Genomic DNA, 19,510 nt, shown 5'->3' on the forward strand with positions numbered 1-19,510 from the left:
GCGAATGGCCGGCCTCTTGGGGCCTTTAACTCTCAAAAGGATAATTAAACATGGCAGTTATCGATCGCGTTCTCGTAGGTGAGTCCCTCGTTATTGAAAATCGTCCGGACGGCAGCGGCCTGGATCTGTTGAATGTTGCACACATCGACCTGATCATCGGACCGCGCGGCAGCGCTGCAGAAGAAGCCTTCTGCCGCACCCTGACCGACCAGAAGGAGGGCGTGAACGGTCTGTTGGCCGTGGTTGCTCCCAACCTCATGACTAAGCCTGCAACGGTCATGTTCAACAAGGTCACCATCAAGAACGGCCGTCAAGCTGTTCAAATGTTCGGCCCCGCACAACGCGGCGTTGCGATGGCAGTGATGGATTGTGTCGCTGACGGCACCATCCCCCAGGAAGAAGCTGACGACGTGTTCATCTGCGTTGGCGTGTTCATCGACCACAAGGCCGACATCGACGAGCGTATCCAAGAGTGGAACTACCGTGCCACCAAGGAAGCGATCAAGCGCGCCATCAACCGCGAGCCCAAGGTTGCCGACGTGGTCAAGTCCTACAAGGATTCTGCCCACCCATTCGCAGCCAAGTAATAAAGCATCATCGACCGCCCCGATCCCGGGGCGGTTTAGCTTTATACCTATGGAGTCGCGAAGGGGAGTGGTTTAAAAATGTCTATTTTCGATAAAATTCTCGGTTTGTTCGGTGGTGGTAGTTCAGAAGCCGCTCCAGCTGCCAAGCCTGTTGCAGCCGGTTCGCGCGTCATCGACCGCGTTCTGGTAGGCGAGTCGCTTGTGATCGACAACCGTCCCGACGGTAGTGGTCTCGACCTGCTTAATGTGGCGCACATCGACCTGATCATCGGACCTCGCGGTAGTGCCGCAGAGCGTGCATTTACCCGTACGCTCACCACCCAGCGCAAGGGCGTCAACGGTCTTCTGGCCGTGGTTGCCCCCAACATGATGACCAAGCCGGCTACGGTGATGTTCAACAAGGTCACTATCAAGAACGGCAAGCAAGCCGTACAGATGTTCGGCCCGGCTCAGCGCGGTGTCGCTATGGCAGTGATGGACAGTGTTGCGGAAGGTGTTATCCCTGCAAACGAAGCCGATGACGTGTTCATCTGCGTTGGCGTGTTCATCGACCACAAGGCCGATATCGACGAGCGTATCCAGGATTGGAACTATCGTGCTACCAAGGAAGCGATCAAGCGTGCAGTGAATCGCGAGCCCAAGGTTGGCGATGTGGTCCAAACCTACAAGGATCCTACTGTCAGCCATCCTTTCCAGGCCAAGTAATTCCTGGAGCGGTAAGAAAACCCGAGTGCGTGAGCCCTCGGGTTTTTTATTGCCTATATGCAAGCGTTAGATCAAGACAGCCGTTCAAGTCCGGCAAGCTGTTTGGACGTGACTTTTCCATCATGCAGCACGCTTGCAACCAATGCCCCTTGTATTCCGGCATCTGCCAAGCAGCTCAGGTCGGCAGCATCGCGCACGCCACCTGCAGCATAAATCCTGACGTCAGGATTTTTTGACTGCAAAGTTTGCAAAAGTGGCAAATCCGGTCCCAGATAGCTGCCCACGCGTCCCAGTGTCATCCCAATGATCCGCTCCGGCCAATGAGCTGGGTTCTCAAATAATGCTGTAGGCCCTTTGATCTCACCGTCGAAAAAATCGAGGGAGAGCACTGCGCGATCTCTTCCAAGTGCTTGCAGCAAGGTAACAGCTGCATCATCGCTATGCTGGCTTTCGCTGCCGATGACGCAACGCGCACCGAGCTCGACCCATGCCTGGCAGGATGCGATATTGTTCAATCCGGCATCCACCCAGAGTTCCAGGTCGGGAAACATCCGGCGAATGTCGGCAACGGTTTCAAGGTGAGCCCCAAGCTGCTGAATCGCGTCCAGATCAGCGATATAAAGCGTGTCGAACGGGTATAATTGCAGCAATGCATTCGTCACTGCAATCGCATCGCTCGTGCTGCAAAGGTTCGAGACGATCGGTTGGTAGGCGTGACGTTCCCCGCGCATCGCGCGCACGACTTTCCCCCCCATTAAATCCATGACGGGTATGGTTTCGAATCTCAAGGTCTTCGTCTGCGAATTCATTACCGGAGGCGGATTATACAACGCCCCTTTGCCAGACTCCCTGGCCCGCGAAGGGCAAGCCATGCTGGAAGCAATGCTGCATGATATCGGCGCTATTCCTGGCGTCAGCCTCACGACCACGCGCGATATCAGGTTGCCGGTGTTGGAGATGGCAGGCATTGAGGTCATTCAAGTAGCCGGAGATATTGACCAATGTTGGACGCAATGTATCGATGAGGCCGATCTCGTGTGGGCGGTAGCGCCGGAAAGCGGTGGCGAGCTACAGCGTCTCGCTTCCATGGCCCAGCACAAATGGCTGGGTTGTTCGCCGGAAGCCATTCGTCTGGCTACTAGTAAAAGCGCCACGGCACATCGTTTGAGGGCGCATGGCGTTCCCACCGTAGCTACCTTTTTTCCCGATGACAACGGTTGGATTGGCGCCTCAGAAAAATGGGTGGCGAAACCCGACGATGGCGTCGGGTGCGGCGATATGCGCATTTTTGACGATGCCGAACTGCTGAAGGAATGGCTGAACGATGGGCGCACCGATACTCATGTCATCCAACCTTGGCTGCCTGGCGAAGCGACTAGTCTTTCCATGCTGTGCCGAGACGGCATCGCCCAACTATTGAGTTGCAACCGGCAACTGATTGAAACGTGCCAAGGTGAATTTCATTACCGCGGCAGTCGGCTCAATGATTTCTCCGCCCATTGGGATGTTTTCCAGGCACTCGCTTCCCAAGTCGCAGCTGCCATGCCCGAGCTTTACGGTTATGTGGGGGTCGATGCAATGCTGCATCAGGGTCAGTTGACCGTGCTCGAAGTCAATCCTCGCCTCACCACATCGTACGCCGGATTGCGGCAAGCCATCGGGCTTAACCCGGCAGAGCTCCTGCTGGACTTACACTATAATGGGCGGTTTGTCGAAACAGGGCTGTTCCAACGCAACATCGTGGAAGTGAACGTGGATGATTGAGTGCATCGGATGGGATTTGGGCGGCGCGCATCTCAAGGCTGTACGCTTGGATGCAAGCGGACGCATTGTCGGTGCCGTGCAGCGTCCTTGCCCGCTTTGGCGCGGGCTCGACCATCTAAAGCTGGCCATCTCCGAAGTGTTGGCTGTACTCGGGAACACGCGTCGCCATGCGGTGACCATGACCGGCGAATTGGCCGATATTTTCCCAAACCGGAACGAAGGTGTGGCCCAATTGGTCGATACCATGGTGCAGAGTCTGCCTGAGGCAGAGCTTCTTATTTTTGCCGGCATTCGCGGATTGGTCCTACCTGAAAATAGCCGCGAATACGCCGTAGACATCGCTTCAACCAATTGGCTTGCCAGCGCCCAGTTTGCCGCAAGCCATTGCCCCGAGGGTATTTTTATCGATATGGGCAGTACGACCACCGACTTGATCCCGTTACAGAATGGCAAAGCCAGCCCAGTTGGGCTGACGGATGCGGCACGCCTTGCATCGGAGGAACTGATCTACACCGGTGTCGTACGCACCCCGCTAATGGCTGTAACCGCTCGCGTCCCTTTCGCAGGGCAATGGCAGCGCATCGCCGCGGAATATTTCTCGACCACCGCGGATATCCATCGATTGACTGGCCACCTCGATCCTGCCCACGATATGGCCGATACAGCCGATGGCGCCGGTAAAAGCTTGGAGGAAAGCGCACGACGCTTAGCGCGGATGGTGGGGCGTGACTTCGAGGAAGCCTCAATGTCGGCTTGGATCGACCTTGCCCAATTTTTTGCCGATGCTCAGATGAATCAATTGCAAGAAGCCGTCGAGCGCATTCAGTCGCGTACATCCCTTTACCGTAAATCTCCATTGATCGGCGCCGGTGCAGGACGGTTTATGGTGAACAAATTGGCGCAACGGCTGGACCGCGAATACATCGATTTCGCCTCGCTCATGGATGGCGATTCCGCCTCGCGCGAATGGGCCGCTGTGTGCGCGCCAGCCTTCTCCGTGGCCTACCTAGGGGCGCAGCAGGAGCTTGTCGCATGACGCCGCTCTTGACCGAACTCCCTTACCGCGAAGACAGCACGGAAGTCTTCGGCATCATCGCCCAGCGTCCTTGGGCCATGTTGCTCGACAGCGGCTGGCCGGGTTCGCGCTACGGCCGCTACGACATCATGGTGGCCGATCCAGTCATCACTCTTACAACACGCGGCGAACTTACGGAAATCTGCGGCCCCACAGGCAGCGAAATCTCACGCGACGACCCTTTTGGCCTGGTACGCGATTATCTCGGCCGCCAGCAGGAGCGGGTGGGAGAACTGCCTTTCATGGGCGGTGCAATCGGCTACTTCGCCTACGACCTGGGGCGTCGCCTCGAGCACTTGCCCAACCGGGCTGAGGATATCAACCACCTGCCCGAGATGCGCGTCGGTATTTACGATTGGGCCGTGGTGGTCGATCATCAGGCACGCCGCACTTGGCTCGCGAGCTACGGCAGGGCGCCGTTGACGCGCGAACATTGGGATGAACTCGTCGCACTGTTCCGCGATGGAAAACCGGTATCCCCTGGTCCGTTCAAGGTAACGACGCCTGTCACGTCGAACATGACGCAAAGCGAATATACCGCCGCCTTCGACCGCATCCTGCATTACATCCACGAAGGCGACTGTTATCAGGTTAACCTCGCGCAGCGCTTTTCCGCGCAGGCCGAGGGCGATGCCTGGACCGCCTATTGCGAATTGCGTAAACGCAGCCCGGCGCCGTTCGCTGCCTATCTCAACCTGCCCGATGCCCAAGTGCTATCGGCCTCGCCCGAGCGTTTTCTGGAAGTGCGGGCCGGCAAGGTGGAAACCCGTCCCATCAAGGGTACGCGACCGCGCAGCGCCGATCCTGCCCAAGACCGCGCCAATGCCGACGAGCTGCTGGCGAGCGAAAAGGATCGCGCCGAAAACCTCATGATCGTTGATCTCCTGCGCAACGATATCGGCAAGAACTGCGTCCCAGGTTCGGTGCGGGCGGATAGATTATTTGAACTGGAAAGCTTTACCAATGTGCATCATATGGTGAGCACCGTCACCGGCAAGCTCGCACCCGGCCATACAGCGCTACATCTTTTGCGAGGATGTTTCCCGGGCGGATCGATTACCGGTGCCCCTAAGCTACGATCGATGCAGATCATCGAAGAACTGGAGCCCCATCGCCGAGGCGTGTATTGCGGGGCGATCGGCTACATTGGGTTCGACGGTAACATGGATACCAATATCGCCATCCGTACCGCCGTGCTCGCTGACGGCCGCATCAGCTTTTATGCGGGCGGCGGCATTGTGGCCGACTCCGAAGCCGAGAAAGAATATCGAGAAACCTGGGATAAGGCTGCCAACATGCTGGCCTTGATGGAGGTGTTTAATGTGGGTTGTTAAGTTGGGCGGGAGCCTCATGGGCACGCCCGAACTGAAATCCTGGCTGGATGTTATTGCCAAGCACGGCGATGGTCGCGTTGTCATTGTTCCTGGCGGTGGCATTTATGCCGACGCCGTCCGCGAAGCCCAGCGCATCGCCCAGTTCGACGATGCAGCAGCACATCATCTCGCCTTGTTGGCCATGGAACAGTACGGCCTGACGATGGAGGCGCTGCAACCGGAACTGGCCACCGCCTCATCCGAGCTTGAAATTTCCGAACGCTCCTGGCAGCATCGGGGCATCTTGTGGCTGCCGTGCAGCATGGTGCTGGCCGAGGATGATATTCCGAAGACTTGGGATGTCACTTCCGATAGCTTGGCTGCCTGGCTTGCCCGCAAGATCAATGCAAGCCGGCTGCTGCTGGTCAAGCATGAAGGCGTGGCGGAGGGTACTGCACTCGATCAACTGGCTAAAGACGGCGTGGTAGACCCAGCGTTCCCAGCATTCGCCGCAGGTTTGGAAGGGCGGTTCCGCATTGTCGGCAAGGATGGATATGCGGAGGTCGAACGCGTGCTTACCAGCGCATTACAACCGCCACGTGCCGTGCATTAAGCGCGATCAGGCAATGAATAAAAAACGGGCCGCATTTCTGTGGCCCGTTTCAATTTAAACAGTTCTAATTAAAGCGGCTCGACGCTGTAAATCGCATGCATCTTGTGGGTTTCGCCCGGTGCCAACGTCACGATGTTGTCCATTGCATTGCCGCTTTCCACGCACACCATGGTGCGATAGCCGTCTTTGCCCATATCCCCCATTTTTTCCGATTTCTCAGCCCACGGGTTCCAGACGATGGTGGAACTGCTGCCGCTTTTCTTGATGCGGATGCGACGTTTGAATTGTGCATCGTCGATAACGCAGTCGTTGCTGGTGTTCATGAACAAGCGATCGAATTCTCCTGAGAAGGTAATCGCCCCGTTCTGCACGCTGCGCAGGTCGCGCACCTTGTCCCAATAGGGGGCTTCTTCCACACCGCTGACGCGGATGTGCTCGATGTCGCTTACCGCCAAATAGGTGTGCAGCGCCTCGCCAATCGTGAAGGCCTCTTCGCCTAGGTTTTCCGTGGCCAGTTCCACGGTCAGCGTTTTGCCGACTGTCACCGTGCAGCGCAGATGGCAGGAGTAGGGCCATTGGGCGCGGGCTGCCTCGTTCTTTTGCAACTCGAACACCACGCGCGTGCTGCCGTCGGCCAGTGCCTCGCTACCGATGACGCGCCATAGCTGGACGCGAGCAAAGCCATGTTGCGGAAACGCCTTGTCTGGATGATCGCCGAACCACGGCCAGCAAACGGGGATACCGCCGCGAATGGCTTTGCCGGGTGCTGGATGAGTATTCTCGCTCATCCACAGCACCGGGGCTTCGCCATGCGGCTGGAAGGTCATGACGTGGGCACCTTGCAATGCAATGCTGGCCTTGGCATGAGCGTTGTTGATTTCGGCGATCTGCTGGCCGTCATCGGTTGCAGTGAAAGTCAGTTGTCCTGCAATGGAAAAATGATGGTTAAGACTGTTGAGTGCGGACATGGTCACTTATTTCTGAGAATTATACGAATGCTTTTCAAACCGCCCGAAATGCAGCATCAGCGTGGGCAGGATGAGCAGGTTGAGTATGGTCGAGGTGATGAGGCCGCCGACGATGATGGTCGCCATCGGGCCTTCGATCTCGCGTCCAGGCTGTCCGCTGCCTGCCGCCAGGGGCAACAGGCCCAGCGCAGTCACGAGCGCCGTCATGAGGATCGAAGGCAGCCGTTCGGAAGCGCCGCGTATCGCGGTTTCCAGGCCCCACACCCGATTTTCCTCGTCGATCAAGTGCTGGTAATGCGATACCAGCATGATGGAGTTGCGTAGTGTAATACCAAACAGGGTCACAAATCCAACCAAAGAACCCAGCGAAATCCAGCCGCCGCCGAACATCGCCGCCAGCACGCCGCCGATTAAGGCGAACGGCAGGTTGGCAAACGTGAGCAGCAGGTTGCGCATGCGCCCGAAGGCAATGTATAGCATGAGGAAGATACCCACGCCGGCCAGTAACGAGTGCACGATGAGGTCTTCGCGTGACTGGGCGTTGGCTTCCGCTGCACCGGTATAGGCGGCGAAATTGCCCGGCGCGAAATGCACCTCGGCCTTGATGCGCTTCTTGAGTTCGTCCGAGAACAGCCCCACGTCTCGGTTCACCACATTGCAGGTGATGGTCTGGATGCGCTTGCCGCCGCCATGGAGGATTTTGGAACGGCCACTGGCTTGGGCAATGTCGGCGACCTCGCTCAAGCGCACGATTTTCCCGTCCGGGTTGCGTAGCGGCAGGCGGCCCACCTGTGTGATGTTCTTGCGCTGGGCCGGATCGAGGATCACCGCGATACCGGTGACGCGATTGCCTTCGTATACCTGACCGGTAGGTGCGCCTTCGTAGGCGGCTTGTACGGTTTCCAGCACGTCCAGCGGCTTCAGGCCCCATTCGGCGAGGCGTTCCGGCCTTAGGCGAATCGTTAGCTGCGGCGTGCCCGGGGGCGATTGCACCTGCACGTCTTCGGCACCCGGAATGCTCGCCATGATGCCTGCCACGGCCTGGGCATCGCGGTCCAAGGCATCGAGGTCGTGCCCGTAGATATTGACCACCACAGCGGCGGTGTAGCCGGAAATGGTTTCCTCGATGCGTTCGGTGAGGAAGGTATTGATGGCGAATGTCACCCCCGGAAAACTCTCGTCGCCCTTGCCGGAGAGCGTGTCGCGGATTTCCTGCTGGATGCGGCTTTGTTCCTCGCCCGAGCGCGTGCCGATTTCCACCTCGAATTCGCTGTAATGCGTGCCGAAGGTATCTGCACCGTTGGTGGCGCGGCCTACCCATTGCAGCACCGATTTCACGCCCTTGATCTTGCCTACAGCCCCCGCAACTCTTTCGCCGATGCGCAGCGTCTCCTGTTCCGATGTGCCCGGCACGGCCGTCATGTGCAGGATGTAATGGCCTTCCTTGAGGTCGGGGATGAACTGTCCGCGGAACAGCGGCAACAGCCCGAGCCCCAGTGCGATGACCACGGCGGTGATGCCGATGATGACGCGATAGTGCCGCTCGATGGCGCGCAGGGTTTTTTCGTAATGCCGCTTGAGGATGCCGATCAGCGGCGGGTCGGCGCTGTCCAGCTTGGCGTTGGCGAGCAGCAGGTAGCACAGCGCTGGCGTCAGCGTGAGTGCGACCAGCAGCGAAGCCAGGATGGCGAAGATATACGACAGCCCGAGCGGCGCGAACAGCTTGCCTGCCACGCCCGAGAGTGTGAGCAGCGGGATAAACACCATGGCGACGATGATGGTGGCGTAGACCACCGAACTGCGGACTTCCATGGAGGCGTCGAACACGACCTCGTGCGTCGGTCGCGGCTGCTCCAACAGGCGGTTTTCGCGCAGGCGGCGGAAGATGTTTTCCGTATCGATAATCGCGTCGTCCACCACTTCTCCCAAGGCAATCGCAAGACCGCCCAACACCATAATGTTGAGGCTGACGCCGAAGTAACCGAGGATGAGGATGGCGGTGAGTAGCGACAACGGAATGGCCGTGGCCGAGATAAACGCCGTGCGCACGTTGAACAGGAACAGGAACAGCACCGTCACCACTAGCAGCGAGCCGATGAGGATGTCGGTACGGACGCCGTTGACGGCGGTTTCGATAAAGTTGGCAGGGCGGAACAGCCTGGGGTAGAGCGTCACTTGTTCTGCCGCCAAGGTCGGCTTGAGTTCATCCAGGGCGCGTTCCAACGCATAGGTCACGGCCTTGGTATTGGCGCCGAGCTGGCCTTGGACCGACAGGTAGACACCGGGCGTGCCGTTGATCTGCGCCGCGCTGATCGAGGGCGCAGCCCCATCCACCACGCGGCCGATATCGTCCAATTTAATGGTCTGGCCGTCCTTGTGCAGCAGCACGACTTGCGCCAGTTGAGCTGCCGTCAGCGTCTGGCCCTCGGTATTGATGACGATGCGCTGATTGCTGTTTTCGATATAGCCTGCGCCCACCACGCCGCTGGCGCGCCTGGCGGCTTCCAGCACGTCCTGCAGGGCGAGGTTGTAGCGGATCAGGCGGTCGGGGTCGACCTGGACTTGCAGCTGGCGTACTTCGCCGCCGAACACGTTGACGTCGGACACGCCGGGCACCGCGAGCAGGTGAGGGCGCACGGTCCAATCGACCAGGGTGCGCAGCTCTGCGAGGCTGCGTTTGTCCGACTTGAGGCCAACGCCCAGCACGGTGCTGGCGGAGGAAGAGAGCGGGGTGATGGTGGGTGTGATGCCGTGCGGCAGCTGATTGCCCAGCGTGGACAAGCGTTCCGCCACGATCTGGCGGTCGCGGTAGATGTCCGTGCCTTCCTTGAACACGACGGTGACCACGGAAACGCCGGGAATCGACTGCGAACGCATCATTTCCACGCCCACCGCGCCGGCCACGCTGTTCTCGATGGGCTGAGACACCTGCATTTCCACCAGTTCTGCAGACAGGCCGGGTGCTTCGGTCTGAATCACCACCTGGGTGGGCGAGAACTCGGGGAATACGTCGAGGTTAGCGCGGGTGAGGCTGTAGAAGCCGTACACCACGACCAGGATGGCGAGACCCAGGATGACCCCGGCGTGTCGGATGGAGAAGCGGACGAGGGCCTGCATCTTAGTCCTCGTTTTCGTTCTTGATCTGGTACTTCAGTTCTTCCGAAAGCAGCAATTGGGCGCCGCTGACCACTATCACGTCGCCTGCCTGAAAACCGCTGCGGTTGAACCAGCCGTCGCCGGCCTCTTGCGAGGTATCGACCAGGCTGCGTACGAACTGGTCGTCGTCCTGCTTGCGATAAGCCCAGGCTTTGCCGGCATACCACACCACGGCCGTATTCGGCACCATTACGCCACCGGCGCTCTTGCCGCCCTGGCCTTTGAAGCGCGCTTCCACCCGCATCCCGGCACGCAATTCACCGGCCGGCGCGCGGTAGTAGAACGTACGGCCTTGCAGCGTGGGATCGGTTTGCGGCGAAGCGGAGACCAGCACGGCAGCAACGGCCTTGCCACGCGATGCCGCGGGCTTGATGTCGATGTTCTGTGGCTGGGCGCCGTCTGGCAGTACGACTTGCACCAATGTTTCTTCATGCGACAGCAGCTTGGTGAGTGCGCCGCCTTGGGGTTCCATCGCCCAGCGGGCCAAGGTTTCGCCCCATTGCTGGCGCAGGCTATCTCGAAGACTATTGGCTTGGGTTTCGGCCGCGCTCAGCTTAGCCTGGTCGGCTTTCCAAGCGGCCTCGGCGGCTTGCACGGCACGGTCCGAAACGTTGCGGTTGTCGCGGTTGAGGGCGAGCAGGCGCTGGTATTCCTGCTGCGAATTACTAATGGCGGCGCGCACGGCATTGGCGTCGGCCAAAGCCGCCAGGTAGCGCGCCCGCAGGTCGATCAATGGTTCGATGCCGATCACGCTGCCGTAGCTCACCGTTTCTGCCTGATGCGAGGCGGATTTAAGAGTTTCTACGGCGATACCGCTGGCCTGCTGGGCGTCGGCCGAGAGCTTGACCACGGCCGCGCCTTTTTGCTTGGTGACGTGGGTTTCGGTCTTGATTTCTTCATCGTCCTTTTGCTGCACGGCTTCGAATTCGTCCTTGCCGTAAAACACCAGCACCCAGGCCAGTACAACGATGATGACGGCCTGCAGGCCGATGATGATGAGGGCTTTGCGGTTCATTGGTCTTCCTCGGTCATTGCAGGCAGCGGAGCTGATCCGTCGAGCGGCTGCTGGACGGCATCCTCGAGCGCTCCCAGAGCACGCTGGGCCTTGAGATGCGCCGCCAAAACGGCGGATTCGGCCGTCGCCAGTTCCAGTTGTGCGGTTGTGAGTTCCAGCCGGTCGGCATAGCCTGCATCGAATTGTCGCTGGGTTTGGGCAAGCCGCGCTTGTTGCGACGAGACTAGGCTGCGAGCCTTGTCGGTTTCGTTAAGGGCCGACTGCCAAGCGGCCATGGCCTGGGATTGATCGCCGATGACGGCAGCCTGCAAAGCGTTGAAGCGCTGCGCCTCGACTTCGCGCTGGGCGCGGGCTTCTGCAATAGGCCCTTCGTTCTTGTTGAAGAGCGGCAGCACCAGGGATAAACCGAGCGACCAGATTTTATCGCCCTGGTCCCAGAGGTAACCGGGCGACAGGGAAATGTCCGGGTACTGCTTGGCGACTTCCAGCTTGAGTCGGGCTTCTGCCGCGACGTAATTGGCCAAGGCCTTGCGCAATTCGATGCGGTTGAGCAGGGCGGCGATGCGAATGTCGCTGGCGGAAGCCGAGACGGTTTCCTGTTGGAATCCGGAGAGGGAGAGATTCGCCTTGGGCAACGCTTCTGCGGGAATACCGATACCAGCCGCCAAGGCAGCGCGAATTTCCCCGGTGCGTGCCGATTCGGCTTCCAATTGCGTTTGTGTCTTGAGCCACATCAGTCGTGCATCGGCGAGATCGGTTCCACTCACCATGCCGGCCTTGAGGCGGGCTTCGAGCAGGGCCACGACTTTTCCGCGAAGGTCGGCTTCTTTCTGTAATTGCGCCGCTTGTTCCTGAACTGCGTACCAATCCAGGAGCCGGCTGCGCAAGCGGCTGCGAATCTGCCAGGCAGTTAAGGCAATATCCAGTTTTGCGGCTTCCGACAATGCCGTTGCCTGTTCCAGCCGTGCCTCGCGTTTGCCGTGCGTTTCGACGGGAATTTCGACGCCAAGCGTCATGGTCCAAGGCGATACGTTGTCGGCGCGGCTATGATGCTCGGCATTGCCCGAGACGGTGGGGTTGGGCTTTTGTCCAGCGCTGATCTTCGCAGCCCGAGCCGCCTTGAGTTGGGCGCGGGCAACGGCTAGGTCGGGGTGCAAGCGCAGTGCGGCTTGCGTTAGCGTCGGCAAGTCCCACGATTCAACTGCGCCCATGCCGGCATCTGCCAACGAGCGAGCGTTGAATGCTTCCGCACTGGCCGTCGGCTGCAAAGGCTGCGGCGCATAGGTTTGATGCGCACAGCCTGCCAGCAGCATGGCAAGCAGAGTGAAAACCGAAATTGTTTTCGCGTTAAGCACTTAACTCTTAATGGAAAAAATGAGCGGTGATATTACATGCTGCAAGAGGATGCGGCAAACGGCCGAGCTCGGGAATTGTGGGCATGGGATAATAGCGCCATGGCTACCATCGATATCAAGCAACAACACACCTTGGGCCGCGAAGCGGCAAAACAGAGCGCAGAGAAGATTGCGCAGAAACTTAAAAGAGAATTAAACGCCGATTACCGCTGGCAGGGCGAGACGCTTAAATTCGATTGTCCCGGAGCACAGGGCGGCATCGAAGTGGGCGAACACGAAGTGCGGGTGGCAGTAGATTTGTCTTTCTTGCTACGGCCGATGAAGGGCCGCATCGAACGGGAAATCCACGAATACCTGGCGGAGTGTCTAGGGTAGGGGTGAACCGGTGCAAACTGCCTACTGCACCGGTCTCGCAAAATTAAGCCACGCTGTGCGCCTGCACGGCGGACAAGGCATCCTGCAAGGTTTCCTCGGTCAACCCATTGACGCATTCGGCGAGTAGCTCAGCGGCTTGCATGGCGCCTCTGGGGACGTCGAAACTATCTAGCTCGGCGATGAACCCTGCGGCATAACCCGCGACTCGCAATAAGGCCTCGCGTTCTTTCATGAGCATTTCCAGCTCGGACCGCAGCATGGCGATTTCTTGATCCTGAATGGCGTTTGGCATAGGTGCCTCCTTCTGTCTTATCGGTATGCGTTAAAACCATCATGCGGCGCGGCGGCGGGCTTTGTCAATCGGGGGCGGGGCATGTAGAATAGCGCCCTCTTCGCGTGCGGCGATGGTGAAATTGGTAGACACAACAGGTTTAGGTCCTGTCGGGGGAAACCCTGTGGAGGTTCGAGTCCTCTTCGCCGCACCATCTCAACCCTTGCGGTTTTTTCTCAAGAATTCCTCGAAATCCTGTTCGTTCAGCGGCTTGCTGAAATAGTAGCCCTGCACCTCATCGCAGCCTTGGTCTTTCAAAAACGCAAATTGCTCTGCGGTCTCCACCCCTTCGGCGATGGTCGTGAGGCCCAGGCTCTTGGCCATGCTGATAATGGCCGAGACGATGGCCTTGTCTTCCGCATCCACCGTGATTTCACGCACGAAGGATTGGTCGATCTTGAGCTTGTGCACCTGGAAGCGCTTCAGCAGGCTCAGCGATGAATAACCGGTGCCGAAGTCGTCGATGGCCATGTTAATGCCGAACGAATGCAGCTTGTCCATCATCGCGATAGCGGCTTGCGGATCGCTCATGGCGACGCTTTCGGTGAGCTCCAGTTCCAGCCGGTCGGGCGGCTGGCCGGCCTCGTTCAGGATCTGCATGACGAGCTGCGGCAGCATGTGCTGGCGGAATTGTATTGCGGAAATATTGACCGCCACAGCTAGGGCCGGCAATCCGGCTTCGGTCCAGGCCTTGAGTTGCTGCAAGGTTTGCCGCATCACCCATTCGCCGATGGCGAGGATTTGACCGGTTTCTTCCGCGATGGGGATGAATTCCGCCGGCGACACCCACCCGAATTCCGGGTGCTGCCAGCGCAGTAGCGCTTCTGCGCCGGACACTTCTCCCGTAGCAATGGAGATTTGCGGTTGGTACTGGATCGACAACTCGCCGTTCTTGATAGCGTGCCGCAACGCGTTTTCCAGGTGCAGCATGCGTACCGTCCGGGTTTGCATTTCCTGGGTAAAGAAACGGTAGCCGTTGCGGCCGCTCTGCTTGACCTGGTACATGGCCGCGTCCGCACTCTTGAACAGCGCATCCTTGTCCTGCCCGTCATTGGGATACATGGCGATGCCGACGGAAGGCGTGACCGTAAGCTCGTACAAATCCACTGAAAAGGGCTTGGAGACGACTTCCAGGATTTTCTGCGCCACGTGAGCAGCGCCGCTGACCGAGGTGCCGGAGATCAAGATAATAAATTCGTCGCCGCCCAACCGTGCCACCGTGTCTTCGCTGCGTACGGCCGTTTTAAGCCGTTCGCCGAGTTGGATCAGCAAGCGGTCGCCGATATGGTGTCCGAGGGAGTCGTTGATGTTCTTGAAATGGTCGAGATCGAGGAACATCAGCGCCATCGGGTCGCCGCTGCGCTGCGACTGGCTGATGGCGTGGGTGATGCGATCGGCCAGCAGCGTGCGGTTGGGCAGGCCGGTCAACTCGTCGAAATGGGCGAGCCAATGGATGCGTTCCTCGGCGTTTTTCTTTTCCGTAATGTCGCTGAAGATGCCGATGTAGTGCGTGGTGTTGCCGTCCGTATCCTGGACGCGGCTGATGGACAGCCACTCCGGGTAGATTTCCCCGGTTTTCTTGCGGTTCCAGATTTCCCCACGCCAGAACCCCTGGGCCCGGATGTCCTTCCACATCTCGTCGTAGAAAGCCTGCGTTTGCTTATCCGAGGCGAGGAAGCGCGGGTTTTTCCCAAGCGCCTCAGCCAGGGTATAGCCGGTAATGCGGCTAAACGCCTCGTTTACAAGAATGATGTTGGCATCGGCATCGCTGATGAGAAAACCTTCGGTACTGTTCCTGAATACCTCGGCTGATAGCCTTAACTGTTCTTCCGATGCCTTGCGGCGCACTTCGCTGCTAAAGCGGTTCAAGGCGAACGAAATATCCATCGCCATTTCGGTCAGCAGGTTGCGGGCGGGCTCGTCGAAGCCGTTAACGGTAGCCGCGTAGAGCAAGAATATGCCCACCACCTTGCCGTCCTGATGCAAGGGTAAGGCCGCGGCCGACCCCCATCCGTAATGTTCAGCGCTCTCATGGCGAGGTGCTGTGGTGGGGTCGTTGAGATAATCCTGGCACCACACCGGCTGATCGTCGCGATAGGCGATGCCAGCCGGTCCCAGCACCCTGTCGTCGCCATGCAGGGGGATGCGGATCGCCTGCATGAACTCTTGTCCGTGCCCGTCCCATGCCACAGGGCAAATCACCCCGGCAGCTTCGTCGACCAGACCGATCCAGGCCGATTTCATCTTGCCGAAGCGCACCGCGTCGGCACAAATGACCTTGAATAATTCGTCCTGATTGGAACAGCGCACGATGGCCTGGTTACACTCGCTCAGTGCCGCATAAAGGTTGTTGAGACGCTCGATCTTGGCTTCGGCGTCGTGCCGCTCGGTAATGTCGTGGCCCACGCCCAGCACCCCGATCAGCTTGCCAGCCTTGTTGTACATGGGGGTCTTGGTGGTTTCCAGCAAGGCCTGGCGCCCACTGTCGGCGAAAGTAATCCACTCTTCCACCACCAGCGGACCGCCGCGGCTGATGGTGTTGAGGTCGCTGCGTCGGTACACATCGGCAATCTCGGGGGCTACGAAGTCGAAATCCGTCTTGCCCAGGATTTCATGTTCTTTCTTGCCCAGATAACGCTCGAACATCGGGTTGCAGGCTAGGTATGCGCCATCCGGCGATTTGAGCCAGATCAGGTCGCTGATGGTGTGCAGCATGGTACTGAGCTTGGCTTCGCCCAGATGCAGCCGGCGGTTCAGGATTAGCAGCCAGAAACCTAGCAGCAGCAACAGCACGAACGAGATCATGCCGATGACGATGGCCGCCTGGTAGCGTTCCCAGATGTCGCGCAGGGTGAAGCTCGGCGCTTTCTCATAAGGCGGCATGCGCAGGTCGCGCAGCAGATCTTCCACCGGGCTATAGTCGGCCGGAACGTCGAAGCCGTGAATCTTGAGCGTGGAAACCAGCGCCTTGTCGTTCTCAATGCCGAGCAGGAAAGACGCCACCGCGCGCTTCATGTCCTTGTTGGCGTGTGGCATGGCGGCAAACGGCCATTCGGGGTAGAGGCGGGTGGATACTTCAGCCGGGAACCCAGGTAGATGCTGGCTGTTGATGATCTTGATCTGCGTGAGGTCGAGCTTCTTTTCCTTGGCGAGGCCTTCGAGCACGCTTGAACGCACGAAGCCTACATCTGCACGACCCTCCATCACCGCCGCGACCACATTGTCTTGCGGCATGCCGACCGGCAACGGTTTCACATCGCCGGGAAGGGTCAAGCCCGCCTGATGCAACTCATACGCCTGCATCTGATAGCTACCGAGCGAATCGTAGGCGGCGAATGCGGCGGTCGTTCCGCGCAGGTCGGCCAGGTGCTCCAACCCGGGATGATCGGCACGCGCGAAAATGACGCCGCCGAAGGAAGAAACCGGCACACCTTGCTCGAAAGTAGACAAGGTCGCCAACGGCGCGGACAAGCCGGTGCGGCGTGCCATCAGGATGTAATGGCCGGGATTGGTCAGGATGAGGTCTACGCGCCGTGCAGCGATGGCCGAACTCAGGCCTTCCAGGTCGTAGACTTCGACTACAAAATGGTACTTGGGGATAGCGAGGTTCATCGCCTGCGCCAGCGGCTCCCACTGCGCCTGTAGTTGCGTCTTGGGACGATAGGCCAGCACGCCGATCCTGATTTCCTCCTCCGCCATGGCGGGCAGGGCGAGGCACAGCAGCGTGACGATTGCCAGCCAGCGGTGCAGGCGGGATATCACGCTTCCTCCTTGGGCAGAAATTCAGCACGCACGAGGTCGTCCATGCGCGGCGATTGCCGCAGCAACCCGGCTTCAAGCAAGGCGGTCGCTATTTGGTTTGCACTCTGTACCACAACCGGCGGGGAACTCTCCAGCAAGCGCCGGTTGTTGTCCAGGTCTGGCAGGATCAAACCGCGAAATGCCGCCAGGACTTCGTCGTGCGGGAGCTGGAAGCGTTCCGTCAGTCGATAGGCGGCATCGTCGGAATTGGTGTTGAGGTAACGCAGGCCGCGCAAGTGATTGGCGACCAGATGGCGCAAGGCCTCGTCGTGCGAACCGTCGAGCAGTTCGGTCCGCACTGCCAGCGTGTCGATGATGAGATTTGGAATCTCGCGACTGTCGAATAAGCGCTTGCCGCCCAGGCTAAGGATGCGGCTCGCGGCGGGCTCGTAGGTCACCACGCAATCGATATCCCCTTGCTGCCAGGCTGCCACGTGCTTATCGATGGGAAGCGGGATGACATGGACATCCTCGTCGCGAATGCCGGCAGATTTCAAAATCTCGTGCAGCATCAAGGCACCCAGCGCGCCTTCTTCCACGCCGAGCTTGCAGCCTTTGATATCAGCCAGGCTGCGGTAGGACGGTTTGGTCAGGAACTGGTCGGCGCCTGCGGAAATATCGCAGATGAGGATGATGGAAAGCGGCAGGCCGTTTTCGCGCGACCGTAGCACTTCGTCTAACGTAAGCCCCGCGCCGTCTACTTCGCCGCGCTTCAGCATTGCGATGGAATCGGTCGCCGATTCGCTGGCGACGATTTGAACCATGTTGGGGTCGAGCCAGCCGAGAGATGAGGCCAGTGTCGTCGGTTCATAGCCAGGCCACACGTGAAGGGCCATGCGCACCGATTTTTGCGGCCGGGCGCAAGCAGGTAACAGCGACAAAGTCAGGCATCCCGCCGACCATGCCAGGAATTGCCGTCTACTGATGCGCTTCGATTTGTTCTTGTCCCCCATGCCCCGCCAACTGTCTTTTTATCTCGCTTAGAAGAATATCATGATGTAAGGCGATACCTACAAGCACTATGGTCTTTTGCCTGACCTTGAGGGGCTGAAGTTACGTCTTGTGTCACTGCAGTGACGGGATTGATGTAGAAGGAAAAGGCGAAAGTGTTAGGAGGATGTCTTGAGCAACCGGCCGAACAGCAATCCCAGCGCAGCGCCGAGATACGCCGTTCCCGCCGGAATCCACATGATGAGACCGCCCAGTTGCTGATCTTCCAGCGGCGTCAGCCCATGGGACAGGGCACGGGCGACATAGGCGGGATAGAGCGCGGCCGACGAAAAAGTCAGCAAGGCGCCGAGTGCGCCGGTGTGCATCATGGTGGTGAACAGGCTGATGACCGCATGGCCGCGGCTAGCCCGGTCGAATACCGCCCACCAGAAAAACAGTGCGGTCACGAGAAAGCTCAGGTGCTGGGCGATGTGGATGGCATTGTTCTCCAGCGCCGCGTCGAAAAAAGCAGGAATATGCCATCCCCAGATCGCAACAGCGTGCAGCATCCAGGCTGGTAACGGACGGCCCAGCCATCGCCAGACCGACAATATAGCGGGACGACGCAGGGCTTGCGTCAGTCGAGGCCGCATCTCGGACGGCAGCCCCCACAGCCACACGCCCAAGGGTTTTCCCAACACCAGCAGTGGTGCCGCGACCACCATCATGAGTTCATGCTGCACCATGTGGGCGCTGAACCAGTGTTCGCTCCAGGTATCGAGCGGCGGTACCAGGGCGACTGCCAGTACGATCCAGCCCAGGGTGAAACAGAGCGCAATATTGGTCAACGGCCGTCGCTCGTCCCTGGCTTTGCGCACAATCCTGGCCCAGCCCGTCAAATACAAGCCCAGGCTCAAGGCCAGGCACATCCATAGCCAGATTTCGGAGGATGGCGGCGAATCTTGTTCGGCGACGTGGGCCAGGCAAGGCAGGGGCAACAGCGTCGCCAGGCAAATTCCTGCCTTGATCAAGCGATGCAAGGCGACAACATCCACTGCATTTTCAAGTACGCCAAGGGTGCTTGGGCACGTCGCACACCCCGATCACAGCTACGCCGGATTGGGCCACCGCATGGTCGTTGTCCACCGTGCCGCCGCTGACGCCGATCGCGCCGACCAGTACCCCGTCCGCATCGACGATGGGCAACCCGCCTGGAAAGGTGATCAACCCTTCGTTAGAGTGTTCGATACTGTACAAAGGCTTGCCCGGCTGTGAGAGCTTACCGAGTTCGCCCGAGGGCATGGCGAAGAAGCAGGCGGTCTTGGCTTTCTTGATGGCGACGTCGATGCTGCCGACCCAGGCGTCGTCCATGCGACGGAAGCTCTTGAGATTGGCGCCGGAATCCACCACCGCGACGCAACTTGGCACGCCCGTCTCGCGGGCCTTGGCAATGGCGGCATCGATGATGCGTTCTGCTTGTTCGCAATTCACATGCATAGTGAGTCTCCTGGAAAAAACAGTT

17 protein-coding genes and 1 tRNA gene are annotated in these 19,510 nt (G+C 59.1%); 8 read left to right on the forward strand and 10 right to left on the reverse strand.

Annotated elements, in window-relative coordinates:
* Nucleotides 1-50: 50 nt before the first annotated feature.
* Together fae (NMK_RS01740) and fae (NMK_RS01745) are read left to right on the forward strand one after the other, a co-directional pair.
* A complete protein-coding gene (fae, locus tag NMK_RS01740; protein ID WP_109014043.1) occupies nt 51-587 on the forward strand; it encodes a formaldehyde-activating enzyme in 537 nt (178 codons plus the stop codon).
* 78 nt (nt 588-665) lie between these two features.
* A complete protein-coding gene (fae, locus tag NMK_RS01745; RefSeq protein ID WP_109014044.1) occupies nt 666-1,292 on the forward strand; it encodes a formaldehyde-activating enzyme in 627 nt (208 codons plus the stop codon).
* 71 nt (nt 1,293-1,363) lie between these two features.
* On the opposite strand, the gene NMK_RS01750 is transcribed toward fae (NMK_RS01745), so the two are convergent.
* The gene (locus NMK_RS01750; RefSeq protein ID WP_227871314.1) at nt 1,364-2,080 is read right to left on the reverse strand and encodes a HisA/HisF-related TIM barrel protein; all 717 of its coding nucleotides are present in this window, start codon (nt 2,078-2,080) and stop codon (nt 1,364-1,366) included.
* On the opposite strand from NMK_RS01750, the gene NMK_RS01755 reads away from it, so the two are divergent.
* The 4 genes from NMK_RS01755 to NMK_RS01770 are packed head-to-tail and all read left to right on the forward strand — an operon-like array spanning nt 2,064 to nt 6,057.
* Nucleotides 2,064-3,056, forward strand: a complete 993-nt coding sequence (locus NMK_RS01755) for an ATP-grasp domain-containing protein (protein WP_181376140.1) — start codon at nt 2,064-2,066, stop codon at nt 3,054-3,056. The two genes, NMK_RS01750 and NMK_RS01755, sit on opposite strands and share 17 nt — an antisense overlap.
* Nucleotides 3,049-4,092 (forward strand): hydantoinase/oxoprolinase family protein, encoded by a 1,044-nt coding sequence (locus tag NMK_RS01760; RefSeq protein ID WP_109014047.1) that lies wholly within the window; start codon nt 3,049-3,051, stop codon nt 4,090-4,092. Before NMK_RS01755 ends, NMK_RS01760 begins: the two co-directional genes overlap by 8 nt.
* On the forward strand, nt 4,089-5,465 hold the full coding sequence (pabB, locus tag NMK_RS01765) for an aminodeoxychorismate synthase component I (protein ID WP_109014048.1): 1,377 nt from the start codon (nt 4,089-4,091) through the stop codon (nt 5,463-5,465). Before NMK_RS01760 ends, pabB begins: the two co-directional genes overlap by 4 nt.
* Nucleotides 5,452-6,057, forward strand: a complete 606-nt coding sequence (locus NMK_RS01770; RefSeq protein ID WP_109014049.1) for an amino acid kinase family protein — start codon at nt 5,452-5,454, stop codon at nt 6,055-6,057. The genes pabB and NMK_RS01770 overlap by 14 nt, the downstream gene beginning before the upstream one ends.
* Nucleotides 6,058-6,125: 68 nt before the next feature.
* Here NMK_RS01770 and NMK_RS01775 read toward each other — a convergent pair whose 3' ends face one another.
* The 4 genes from NMK_RS01775 to NMK_RS01790 are packed head-to-tail and all read right to left on the reverse strand — an operon-like array spanning nt 6,126 to nt 12,551.
* Complete coding sequence (locus tag NMK_RS01775; protein WP_109014050.1) at nt 6,126-7,025, reverse strand: D-hexose-6-phosphate mutarotase; 900 nt, start codon at nt 7,023-7,025, stop codon at nt 6,126-6,128.
* A 6-nt stretch (nt 7,026-7,031) separates the two neighbouring features.
* Complete coding sequence (locus NMK_RS01780; protein ID WP_109014051.1) at nt 7,032-10,142, reverse strand: efflux RND transporter permease subunit; 3,111 nt, start codon at nt 10,140-10,142, stop codon at nt 7,032-7,034.
* Between the two features lies 1 nt (nt 10,143).
* The gene (locus NMK_RS01785; RefSeq protein WP_109014052.1) at nt 10,144-11,196 is read right to left on the reverse strand and encodes an efflux RND transporter periplasmic adaptor subunit; all 1,053 of its coding nucleotides are present in this window, start codon (nt 11,194-11,196) and stop codon (nt 10,144-10,146) included.
* Nucleotides 11,193-12,551 (reverse strand): TolC family protein, encoded by a 1,359-nt coding sequence (locus tag NMK_RS01790; protein WP_146187116.1) that lies wholly within the window; start codon nt 12,549-12,551, stop codon nt 11,193-11,195. The genes NMK_RS01785 and NMK_RS01790 overlap by 4 nt, the downstream gene beginning before the upstream one ends.
* Before the next feature lie 99 nt (nt 12,552-12,650).
* Here NMK_RS01790 and NMK_RS01795 point away from each other — a divergent pair, with 99 nt between their 5' ends.
* Nucleotides 12,651-12,926: a polyhydroxyalkanoic acid system family protein gene (locus NMK_RS01795; RefSeq protein WP_181376141.1), complete on the forward strand. Its 276-nt coding sequence runs from the start codon at nt 12,651-12,653 to the stop codon at nt 12,924-12,926.
* A 43-nt stretch (nt 12,927-12,969) separates the two neighbouring features.
* Here the strand turns inward: NMK_RS01795 and NMK_RS01800 are convergent, their stop codons facing one another.
* Entirely contained in the window at nt 12,970-13,218 is a 249-nt protein-coding gene (locus NMK_RS01800) for a hypothetical protein (RefSeq protein WP_109014055.1), read from the reverse strand.
* Nucleotides 13,219-13,324: 106 nt separating this feature from the next.
* Here NMK_RS01800 and NMK_RS01805 point away from each other — a divergent pair.
* Nucleotides 13,325-13,411 (forward strand) — tRNA-Leu (locus tag NMK_RS01805).
* Nucleotides 13,412-13,413: 2 nt separating this feature from the next.
* On the opposite strand, the gene NMK_RS01810 is transcribed toward NMK_RS01805, so the two are convergent.
* From NMK_RS01810 to NMK_RS01825, 4 genes are all read right to left on the reverse strand, one after another.
* A complete protein-coding gene (locus NMK_RS01810) occupies nt 13,414-17,019 on the reverse strand; it encodes an EAL domain-containing protein (RefSeq protein ID WP_109014056.1) in 3,606 nt (1,201 codons plus the stop codon).
* Nucleotides 17,016-18,011, reverse strand: a complete 996-nt coding sequence (locus NMK_RS01815; RefSeq protein ID WP_109014057.1) for an ABC transporter substrate-binding protein — start codon at nt 18,009-18,011, stop codon at nt 17,016-17,018. Before NMK_RS01815 ends, NMK_RS01810 begins: the two co-directional genes overlap by 4 nt.
* 156 nt (nt 18,012-18,167) lie before the next feature.
* Entirely contained in the window at nt 18,168-19,043 is an 876-nt protein-coding gene (locus NMK_RS01820) for a cytochrome c oxidase assembly protein (protein WP_109014058.1), read from the reverse strand.
* 7 nt (nt 19,044-19,050) lie between these two features.
* Nucleotides 19,051-19,485 (reverse strand): GlcG/HbpS family heme-binding protein, encoded by a 435-nt coding sequence (locus NMK_RS01825; protein WP_109014059.1) that lies wholly within the window; start codon nt 19,483-19,485, stop codon nt 19,051-19,053.
* Nucleotides 19,486-19,510: the final 25 nt, after the last annotated feature.

It is taken from the genome of Novimethylophilus kurashikiensis (assembly GCF_003112435.1).
Classification (GTDB): domain Bacteria; phylum Pseudomonadota; class Gammaproteobacteria; order Burkholderiales; family Methylophilaceae; genus Novimethylophilus; species Novimethylophilus kurashikiensis.